This window comes from Kitasatospora sp. NPDC101155 (assembly GCF_044768305.1).
In the GTDB taxonomy this organism is placed as follows: domain Bacteria; phylum Actinomycetota; class Actinomycetes; order Streptomycetales; family Streptomycetaceae; genus Kitasatospora.
On record NZ_JBIWPN010000105.1, the window covers coordinates 1 to 10,403 of the forward strand.

Genomic DNA, 10,403 nt, shown 5'->3' on the forward strand with positions numbered 1-10,403 from the left:
ACACACCACTCGGCAAGACACGAATCTCGCACCTCGCCGCACTCGACCTCGCAGCCTGATCACCCAGCCCGGTTTGCGAATTTCCCAACGGAGTCATCACGCCCCGGGCTTCCTCGGCCGGAGGCGCCTCACCTGGTCCAAGGCGCCTCCGGGGCAGGCCCATGCGGTCAGGTCGCCATAGTGGGATCTGCGATCTGGGCTTCGAGGTCGGCGACGCGGCGGTCCTGGAAGCGCAGGTTGGAGCGGGCGGCCTTGAGGCGTTCGTCGAGGGTGCGGTTGTCGGTGGTGAGTTGGCGGACACGCTGTTTGAGGGTGGTGTTCTCGGTGGTGATCCGCTGGATGGCTTCCTGGGTCCATTCGGCTTCCAAGTCTCGGATCTGGCCGAGTAGTTCGCTGATGCGGGTGCGCTGGGTGAGGATCTCGGTGTGGGCGGCCTTGAGGGCTTCCTCGGCGTTGAGCGCGCGTTCACGCCAGGTCGCCTCGCGGGCGTCGTCCTGGTCGGCGAGCATCTGGGTCCGGCGTTCGCCGGCCTCGGCCATCGCCGCGGCGACCGCGGCTCTGGCCTCGGTGTTGTCGTAGAGGAAGGTGCGCGAGACGTCCGCTCGGCGGGCGACGGCAGCGACGCTGACCTGGGCCTTCTCTCGCCGCAGCCGGGCGATGGCCTGGAGGACGCGCTCCAGGGCGGTCTCGGTCTTGCGGCGGCGGGCGGCCTGGGCCGCCGCAGTGCGGGGCTCGGGAACGGTGGCGGTGTTCATGCAATCTCTCGTTCTGGATCGTCGCCGTCGGCTGTGCACGTATCGCCGTACTCGCCCGGCTCGTCCCTGCCCGCGTCGGCGAGGTCGGCGGCGCGGAAGGCGGTGGACCACACGCGGTGGAAGTAGTCCTGGGGTTTGCGCAGGTCCAGGGCGAGGGCGTCGTCGAGGAGGCCGAGGCCGGCCAGGGCCTTCTCCAGGCCGTCGATGGCGCGGGCGGTGGGCTCGAAGTAGCGGTGGAGGTAGTCGGCGGTGGCGTCATCAGGGGCACCCTCGGCCAGCAGCCGCCACTGTTCACGCTTGCGCCGCCAATACAGCAGGTCGGCGCCGGACAGCACGAACTTGTCACAGCTGTGGCAGTCCAGGTTCCACGGGCAGGCGCCGCCGTCGACGACGGGCTGGAAGGTGCAGAACCCGCCCTCGGCCGGAGTGCTGCGGCGCGACAGGTCGATCGCCAGGGCCTGGGCCTGCTCGCGGGTGAGCGGGGCGGCGTCCCCGGCCAGGAGCTCGCCGGGCTGGGCCGAGCCGGGACCGGCGACCCAGACGTGCTGGAGGACGTTCTCCAGATCCGTGCTGGTCAGGTGGACGTAGTGCTCCGCCATCCGGTCACTGACCTGTCCGAGATATCGGCGGATGTGGGTCAGGGTGGCGCCGTGGCGCAACAGGCTGGTGGCCAGAGTATGACGGGCCTGGTGGGGAACGTAGTGGCCGAGGTCCATGGCGTCCACCCAGGGCCGGAACCGGCTGTAGAACCACTGGTGGGTCAGCGGCACCGTGCCGTCGTTGCTGCGGTAGGTCGTGGGGAACAGGGCCAGAGCGGCGCGTTGGGCACCGGTCGGCCGGTAGCCGTAGCGGGCGGTGAAGCGGTCCAGGGTCTTGCGCTGGCGTTCGGCGAGGATCTCGTAGAGGCGTTCGGGTATGCGGATCGCGGCGTCGTAGTTGCCGACCTTGGTCTGGTCGTGCCAGAACATCGCCAGGCCGCCGTAGCGACCTATGCAGTCCCACCGCACCTTGAGCACCTCGCCGATGCGGCGGCCGGTGGTGACGGTGGTCTCCCAGATGTCGCGGACGCCGTTGTCGTTGACGTCGTAGGTGGCGGCGAGTTCGGCCAGATTCGCCTCGTCGGCCAGGGCCCGGGCGACTTCGTCGGGGAACGGGCGACGCGCGGTCCGGCCGGTGGTGGCGCCGGCGGTCGGGAACACGATGATGAACTCCCTTTCCAGGCCGAGCTGTTCGGTGGAACCGGCGTCGAGAGCGTCGCGCATCAGCTTGCGGATGGCGTTGAACACGACCGACCGGGTGACGGTGGTGACGATGCTCGCGGTCCCGTCCGGCCGCTTGATGGCCAGCGAGGGGAGCCCTTCGCGCTCGCGGTGGCGCTGGTCGGCGACGAAGCGCTGGGCGTGCTCTTCCCGCAGAACCGCCGGGTCGTGGCCACCGCCGGGAGCCTCGATCTCCAGGAAGACTCCCAGCTCGACGGCGGCCCGGCGAAGGTCATCGACCGGGCCGGCCGAGCGCGGGCAGCGCGGTGACCTCAGGAGGTCCGCCAGGTAGTCCCACGTCAGATCCCGCAGCCAGCGCTGCGGGATGCCGGTCAGATCGATGTGGCTCATCCGGTGCGGGAACAGCACCCCGAAGTGCTCGGTCTCCAGGAATCCGGCGTCCTTGGCCTGCTGCGGGGTGAAGTAGACCAGCCGCAGCTCGTGCAGGATCTCCTTTGCGATCGCCCCGGTGAACGCGGCGGAACCACCGGCGCCGAACTCGAAGTCGACCAGCGAGTTCACCTCCAGCGTGCGGCAGGTGGTCACCAGCGACCGGATCCAGCCCAGGTCCCAGCGAGTCGGGCGGGCCCGGCGGGTGTGGACGAACAGCCCCCACTTGATCTCCGCTCGCACCAGGGGCCGCAGTCCGCGCAAGTTGATCTGCCCCGGCCACGGTTGCGCGGGGGCGGTAGCGCACCAGCGCCGGAACGCGGCCTGGTCGTCGTACTCGATCGGGACCGCCTTCCCGGACTTCTCGTATCGCTGCCACCAGCTGGCCGGCATCGCGGCGCCACCGGGCTCGCCGTCACGGCGGTAGCGGGTGCCGTGCCACGAGCACAACCCCAGCGGGGAGTCGGCCAGATTCGGGCAGACGACCACGCCGCAGGGCCCGTAGCCGGGGCACGCCTGTTCGCCGCTCACCCAGGCGGCGAACGCCTCGCTGTCGTCTCCCTCGTTCTTGCGCATGGCCCACCGGCTCAGATGCCGCTGACACAGCCGCAGATCGTTGCGGGCCGCAGGCCGTTCAGGGCAGATCTGGCAGATGGTCTCCGCCGCCCCAACACGCCGGTCCAGCCCCTGGGCGGCTGCCACGAAGGCCGCCCTGCCCACCCCGCGCTCGCTGTCCTGGACCCACTGCCGCTGATGCTCCGAGCACAGATCCGACCCGCCCGTCCGGCTGCGTTCACACCGGTCGACGACACATGCCCACCGGTAGATCGCGTGGCCGGGTGGAATCTCGATCACGTCCGGCCGGTAGATCGGGTCGAAGGACGGCCCGCCGATCAGCGCGGTCAGGATCTCCAGCCGGTCGCGGCCGACCCGGTCCTCACGCTCGGCGAACAGCGGTCGAAGGTACTCCTGCCGCCGCATCACGCCTCACCCCAGACCGCGCGCAGTGCGGCGTCGAACGCCGGGTCGTGGACATCGACGTGTCCGTAGACCTCGTCGACCATCGTGGTCGACGCCCAGCCGCCGGCGTCCCGGGCGATCAGCAGGTTGCCGTCCGCGGCGTCGAGAACCGCGGAAGTAAACGAGTGCCGGAAGGCATGGGGCTTCACGATCCCGAGACCAGCGCGCTTCCCGGCCCGGCCGAGCATCCGCCGGGCGCCGACCGGCGCCCACGGCTGACCGGTGTCGGTGCCGTGCAGCTGGACCAGGAGCATGCCGTGCCCGGCGCCGCGCGGGTACTCGGTGGTGACGTATTCGAAGTAGGTGTGCACCATCGCCGGGCTGACCCGCTTGATCAGCCCGCCGGTCACAATGCCGTGCTTGACCCACCAGGGGTGTTTGGTCTTCGCCTCGGCCCGGTTGGGGTTTCCCGGACGGTGACAGACGTGCAGGTGCGGGGTGCGGCACTCGCCGCAGGCCGCGTTCTCGCGCAGGTGCAGGTCGACCAAATGCAGCCCGCAGAGTTCGCCGATCCGCAGGCCGCCGTCCGCGAGCCAGGTCACCACCAGCCGATCCCGGGCCGCGTTCACCGTAGCCAGCAGCTTCTCCCTCGCGCCATCCGGGAGCATCTTCGGATGCCGACGGTGCGGACCCTTCGGCGCGAGCGGGTTGGCGGTCAGCGATGACCTCACGTGCCCGAGGAAGGAGCGGCGCCGGTCCGCCCGCGACGGCAGCCGTGACGTGTCGAGCTTCTTGCCGAGCTCCCCGTTCACGCCGAGGGAGGATTGATGCAGGTAGAAGCCCTTCAGGCACGCCGCCGCGGTCGACAGCGCGGACTGGCCGTAGGGCCGCTTGCCCACCCGCCACGGCTCCCCGAGCGGCATGCGGACCTCGGCACCCAAGATGCCCATGTACCGCTCAAGATCCCGCAGCTGAACCCTGTCGAAGGCCAGGCACTCCCGCTCCATCCACCGCAGATGGTCCACCAGCAGATACGCGTACGTCCTCTGCGTCCCAGAGCCGCCATGGAGACGCAGGAACCGGTCCGCCTCCGTATGGACCGTCCCCTCGGGCCACACGATCGTCCACGACCGCCGCCCGTCCTTCCGCTCGATCTGCTGGACCCGCAGGTCCCCGACCACCACGCGCCGTACCACTCGTCCTCCGTACCGACTCCAGAACATGACAGACGTCCCGGACACGGTCGGTAAACAAGCCCGGGACGTGCTGGCCACAGTCCCAGACGGACATCACGGGCAGGACTACCCGCGGTCGGTAAAGTCGATGAGGACCAGTCGCACCCGGGCGGCGGCGTAGGTGTGGCAGACGGCGGTGGTGATCTGGGCCTGGGTCATCCGGGAGGTGACGGGGATGCCGAGGTAGCGGGCGAACTCGGCGGCGAGGGTCTTCGCGGTCGCGCCCGGCGGCACCAGGATGTACGCGACCGGCACGGTCTGCCTGCTCGCGTCGGCGCCGGCGCGAGCGTGCGTGGCCAGGTGGCAAGCGCGCCCGATGTGCAGGATGGCGGTGGTCTTGCCGCACGCGGCAGCCCCGGTGACGATCAGCGAGGGCCGAGCGGTGGTGTCCTGGTGGCGCCCCAGGACCATCAGGGTGCGTACCGTGCGCGAGACCTTGTCGATGGCGGGGGTCTGCACGGTGACGAACCTGGAGTGGTAGGCGAGCTTGTCCTCCACACTGCGCGGCGGCGCATCGGGGGCGGGCGGGGCGGGCACGGGTGTGTCGACGAACTGCTGGAAGCCGTCCCAGGTCGAGCAGCTGTAGGCCCAGTCGTCCTCCGGCGCGTCCGCCGGCCCCGTTCCCATGCCGTGGCCCGCCCACGGGACCGCGGCCGCCGGGAGCGCTGCGTGCGCAGGCCCGGCGGCCGCGTGCGCAGCGCGGTTGCCTTGCCCCGCGGCGCTCTGCCCGCTCCGGCTCGGCCTGGCCGCCCCGCGGTGCTCGGAACCGCCCGGCACGGTGTCGTTCGTGCTGCGCCTCACCACTGTTCGGCCTCCAGACGGGCGTTGTAGAGGGGGAAGCCGGTTTCGGGTCCCTCGCCGCCGAGTTCGTCCATGTCCGCCTCCGCATCGTCCAGGGATTCGGCCCACGGCTGCCACGGGTCGGGGATGTCGTGCCGCTCGGATTGCCGGCGGTCGGCGGCCTGCTGCGGCACCAGGCCGTTGCCGTCTTCTCGGTGGGTGTTCTTCCGGCCGGTGTCCGTGCCCGTTCCCGCCCCCTTTCCTGTGGCGGTGGTGGCAGCGGTGGTGGTGTCGAGTGCATCGGTCGGGCGTGCCGTGCCGGTGATGTGGCGGGCGGTGCGGGCCCGCTCGTTGCTGTTCGTGTTTGCGGTGCGGGCGCGCAGCAGGAGGTCGTCGAGGGCGCGTACGAGGGCGGCTTCGTAGTGGTCACGGTCGGGGCAGCGGGCGACCTGGGTCTTGAGGTACTGCCAGATGTGGTCGTTGAACGGGCTGGTGGCGTGGTCGCGGTGGATCCAGGGGATCTCGGTGAGCTTGCCGTTCGGCAGCCGGATCCAGACCTGGCGCAGGTCGTGAGGGTTGTGGTGCACCTCCCATTTGCCGCCCTGGCCGGTGACGGGGGAGGGGTGGCCGCGGTGGGGGTTCAGGACGGCGTGGTCGTAGGTGCGGTGGTCCACGCGGATGCCCCGGTCGGTGACCGCCTTCCACACCACGGGCAGCAGTTCGGTGTAGTCGTCGCCGGTCAGGGGGACGGGCAGGTAGCCGCACACCGCGACCAGGGCGCCCCACATCTCGTTGGGTGACAGGCAGGCCCGGGGCATCATGGGGTGCCGCAGGCCTTCATGGGGGCGGTTCTGCCAGCCGGCGGTGATCCACTCGTCCAGCAGGTCCTGCAACTGGGGGAGTGTCCAACGCGCCTGCGAGGCGACGTCGCGGCCGCGACGGGTGACGTTGGAGGCGGTGTATCCGGCGACGTACTGGCACAGCAGGGTGTTGATGGAGCCGAAGGTGCGCTCCACCGGCCCCTTGGCGGCCGGCTGGCGGGGCGGGGCGCTCTGCACGCTCACTCCCAGCGTCTCGCACGCGGCGAGGAACGCCTCGGACACGAAGACCTTCCCGCGGTCGACGACGACGCTCTCCGGCACGATGACCGGCCGCGCCGCCGCTCCGTCCAGCCGGGCGTCCAGGGCCAGCAGCCGCTCGTAGGGCACGGCCGCGTGCGACAGCTCCAGGACCTTCGGCCAGCCGGGGCGCATCGGGTGCGGCACCGCCATCTCCGCGAGCAGCAGCGCGGCGTCCACCGCCTTGGTCGAGGCCGGCCGCAGGACGGCCGCCAGGATGGACCGCGTCGCGACGTCGAGGGCGATCGTGAGTTCGGGACGGCCGACGACACCCTGGTCGAAGACAACCATGACGTCCAGCCGGGTGGTGTCGAGCATGACCTGCTCGCCCGGTCGCAGCACGTTCGTCGGCGTGAACGGCGCCACGGGAACGGTGGCCGTCCTGGCGGGGCGTCCGGGAAGCTCCATCGGATCGGCGAGCGAGCGGACCAGCCGGTAGAACGTCGCCGCCGGCGGGATCGCCACCGTGCCCGGCCCGTGCGCCTCGTCCAGGATCTCCACCGTCAGCCGCCGCAGCCCCGCCACCGTCCCCTTGGACTGGCCGCGCTGGCGGCGCAGGGCCTCCAGGACGGCGACCACCACCCGCTCGTCCGCGCGCCCGGCACGGCTGGAACCGCGCGTGGTGCGATGGTCCACCAGCCCCCACAGCCCCCGCCGCCGGTAATTGGCGCGCATCCGCACCACCGTCGCCCGGCTCACCTTCGGCCAACCGAGCGCGGTCAGCTCCTCGGCCTTGGCCTGCTCCCGCTCGGCCATCGACCACCGCGCCGGGTCATACGCGGGCCGCGGCACCCCCGACCCGCCCGGCCCCACCGGCAGCCCACACTCCACCTCCTGGATGTGCCGCTGCCACGCCAGCGCCCGCTCCCGCTGACGCTCCGACACCCCCTCGAACAACCCCCACTGCGGCGCCCCCGGCACCGCCTGCGCCCCCACCACCCGAAACCCCGGCGAACCGCACAGGTACCGCACGTCCACCGCCGCCGACGACCCCCGCTCGTCGACCAGCCCCACCACGGACGCCTCCAGACTCACGACCTACCAGTCCCGGTCCTCGAACACCACATGGCAGCCCACCGCGACCACCGGCCGCCAACTCCCGCTCACACCCCCACCCCCAGCCGCGCCACCGTTGCCGGCTGCCCCTGACCGCCACCGGTGCGCCCCGGCCCGACAAGGACCCGCTCGTGCAACGGATCCCCCAATTCGACGCCGAGGCGCCCGGACCACAGGCAGTGGAAGACCACCGGCCACACCTCCAGCGGGTCCCCGACCGCCCGCACCCCCTCCACCGCCGGGCGCCGCTCGGCGAACGCCTCGAGCACAGCCTGGGCCAGCCCGGCCCGGCCCAGGTGGCGCGGGTGCCGGTATCCCGCCAGCCACCGCACGTTGGTCGCCATCACCGGATCCGGCGGCCCGAGCCGCCGGTACACCCATCCCACCTGCCCGCACGCCTCGGCCAGCGCCCGCGCAGCCCGCCGCGCCGCGTCCCCGCCCGGCCGGCAGCGGGGCAGTCCGCGAGCAACGCGCTCCCGTCGGCGTAGCGGGCGAACAGCTGCGGCACCCACGAGCGCACCCGGCCGTCCCCCCCGCGCCACACCAGCCGCACCGCCCGCGCGGACAGCCCCACCACCTGCGGGTCGCGGTCCAGCAGCATCAGCCGCATGCGCATCGCCGCCGACCCGTGCGCCACCAGCCGCCCCGACGTCGCCGACCACCACCAGCCCGGCCCCCACCGCTTGCCCGCAACCACGGGAAACCCGGACACCGGCGCCAGCTCCTCGAACCGCACCGCGGCCACCGCCTGCCCCCAACGCCACTGCACCACCCGGCCCGCAACCGGCGCGAACGCCGCCTCGAACCCCCACGCCCCCGCAGACCGCACGGCCCCGGCCACTGCTCCCGAATCACTCACGCGAGCAGTCAAATAGCCGAGACAGCCGCAGATACGGCAACCGCCAGCCCCTCACCCGTACGAGCGGAAAACCCGATGAACCACCTCTGCCACCACACCCGAGACGCTAAAGACCGCACTGACGGGAAAGCCGCGCCGAAGGGCGCCTATCAAGCCTGCGGTTCCCCCACCTGGTAGGCCTTGACGTCCAACCGCAGGTCCTCGGCGGGGACGCCGGTCCAGTCGCTGAGGACCTGCAGCGGGACTCCGGCCCGCAGGGCCGCGGCCGTGGTCTCCAGCAGGGCCTGATCGACGAGTTCGGCGCTCCGGGCCAAGGCTTGCAGAAGGTCGCGGCTGACGGCGGCAACCTGCCCACTACCGTCGGGGGGCGAGGCATCGAGCGACTCGGCGGCTTCACGGATCAGGCGCGCGATGCGCTCACGGTCTCCCACGGGCACCGCTGATCTCCAGCTGATGGTGCCCTCAGCCCGTCGGGCAAGCTTCCGCAGCTGCGCCGCCACGCAGACCGGCTGGTCCTCGCGCCTCACCCACCACGGGTCCAGGATCCGCTCGCCGCTCTGACCAGCGCCGCGGCGCCGGCGCACGAGCGCTCCCCACCAAGCAGTGAGCGCGCTGCTGTCGGGGACCGCGCCGACCTCGCCAAGCCATGGGCGGGCGAGCCTGCGGCCGAGCTCCCGGCACAGCGCCCCGTCGGGCGGGAAGGGACGGATCCGCTCGGCGCCGCTGTCCTGCCACACCAGCTCCGCCACCACCGGGTCCACCAGAGCCCCGGCGACCGTGACGACCTCGGGGAACGTCGCGGCCTCCCGGGCCACCGCCCGCCACCACCAGAACTCGGGCCCCGCATCCCCACCGGCCAAGCGGTGCAGCCGGGCCGGCCAGATCCGCTCCTGCTCCCACTCCAGAGCGAGATCCCACCACTGGCACACCACCGCATACGCCACCCCGAACACCTCCCCGGGCCCCACCCCCGCCCGCATCGCACGCCGAGCCACTGGCGCCCACCGCCGCTGCGCCGCGGCGATCTCCGGCAGGCCGCGCACGTCCAGGAACTCCAGCGCCTGGTCCGCGTCCGCGTCCAGCAGCCACCGCCCGTGCCGCGTACACACCCGATCCCACCGCTGCGCGTACCGCACCACCCGCACCGGCATCCCGGCCCGCCGTGCCACGCACAACCGGCACCCGAATGCCACCGGCCCCGCCACCGCACCGCCCACCCGCCACGCGGCCCGTGGACCGCCCGCACCCGGGCCCTCCGCGAGCTTCCCGTCACCCGCCCTCCAGGCCGGCAGCGCCCGCCCCAGCACCTCCTCAGGCACCCCGCACAGCCGGGCCAGGACCCGCCGCCCGCCCGCATCGAGCAGCACCTCCGCGTCCGCCCGCACCGCCCCGCTCTCGTGCCGGGGACGCTGCCCCTGCCACTGCCAGAACGTCAGCAAAGCGGCAGGGTCCAGGCCGTAACGGGCAGCCACCCGGCCAAGCAGCGAAGACACAGTCTCCCCAAAGACAGGAGACACACGAAAGATCCCGGGCACCATGACCCCAGCCTTCCGAAGAAGAGCGGAACGCGAAGCCGTTCGCACCAAACGCGCCGGACCCCGTCGCCTGCGCGATGAGCACCAAGCACCAGAGCCCGGGCCTGCTACGCCCACTCGACGCCGTGTTCGGCGAGCTGCGCGAGCTGGCCTGGCGTCAGCTTCGCCCGGCGGGCCTTCTGGTTGTTGAGCCAGGTGCCCAGCGCGAAGTGCGACACGACCACCCGCTCCTCACCTCCAGGACCCGCCTCCAGGGCCTCCACGGGCTCCTTGTGCGGGCGGGGAACCCGGGGATGCCGCTCCCGTTCCACGAACTGGGCGAGCGCGGCCAGACCCTGCTGGAACCGGTCCGCACGCGACACCTTCGGCTTCGCCTCCGCGGCCTCCTTGGCGGCCACCAGCTCCTGGTCCTCCTCGATGCCGATCGCCGACAGCAGGTCCCGCTGGTCCGCCTCC

Annotated in this window: 7 protein-coding genes and 1 pseudogene; all 8 read right to left on the reverse strand. The window is 72.2% G+C overall.

Annotation, left to right across the window (positions count from 1 at the left end; all coding sequences use genetic code 11):
- Nucleotides 1–167: 167 nt before the first annotated feature.
- Nucleotides 168–755 (reverse strand): DUF6262 family protein, encoded by a 588-nt coding sequence (locus ACIRYZ_RS45660; RefSeq protein WP_402955407.1) that lies wholly within the window; start codon nt 753–755, stop codon nt 168–170.
- Nucleotides 752–3,385: a tyrosine-type recombinase/integrase gene (locus ACIRYZ_RS45665; RefSeq protein WP_402955410.1), complete on the reverse strand. Its 2,634-nt coding sequence runs from the start codon at nt 3,383–3,385 to the stop codon at nt 752–754. The genes ACIRYZ_RS45660 and ACIRYZ_RS45665 overlap by 4 nt, the downstream gene beginning before the upstream one ends.
- The gene (locus ACIRYZ_RS45670; RefSeq protein WP_402955413.1) at nt 3,385–4,560 is read right to left on the reverse strand and encodes a tyrosine-type recombinase/integrase; all 1,176 of its coding nucleotides are present in this window, start codon (nt 4,558–4,560) and stop codon (nt 3,385–3,387) included. Before ACIRYZ_RS45670 ends, ACIRYZ_RS45665 begins: the two co-directional genes overlap by 1 nt.
- Before the next feature lie 105 nt (nt 4,561–4,665).
- Nucleotides 4,666–5,226: an ATP-binding protein gene (locus ACIRYZ_RS45675; RefSeq protein ID WP_402955416.1), complete on the reverse strand. Its 561-nt coding sequence runs from the start codon at nt 5,224–5,226 to the stop codon at nt 4,666–4,668.
- 170 nt (nt 5,227–5,396) lie between these two features.
- Nucleotides 5,397–7,532: a transposase gene (locus ACIRYZ_RS45680; protein ID WP_402955419.1), complete on the reverse strand. Its 2,136-nt coding sequence runs from the start codon at nt 7,530–7,532 to the stop codon at nt 5,397–5,399.
- Between the two features lie 68 nt (nt 7,533–7,600).
- Nucleotides 7,601–8,412: pseudogene (locus ACIRYZ_RS45685) on the reverse strand (TnsA-like heteromeric transposase endonuclease subunit).
- A gap of 149 nt (nt 8,413–8,561) precedes the next feature.
- Complete coding sequence (locus ACIRYZ_RS45690; protein WP_402955422.1) at nt 8,562–9,851, reverse strand: DNA-binding protein; 1,290 nt, start codon at nt 9,849–9,851, stop codon at nt 8,562–8,564.
- Nucleotides 9,852–10,054: 203 nt separating this feature from the next.
- A partial coding sequence (locus tag ACIRYZ_RS45695; RefSeq protein WP_402955425.1) for a helicase associated domain-containing protein occupies nt 10,055–10,403 on the reverse strand: 349 nt, incomplete at its 5' end.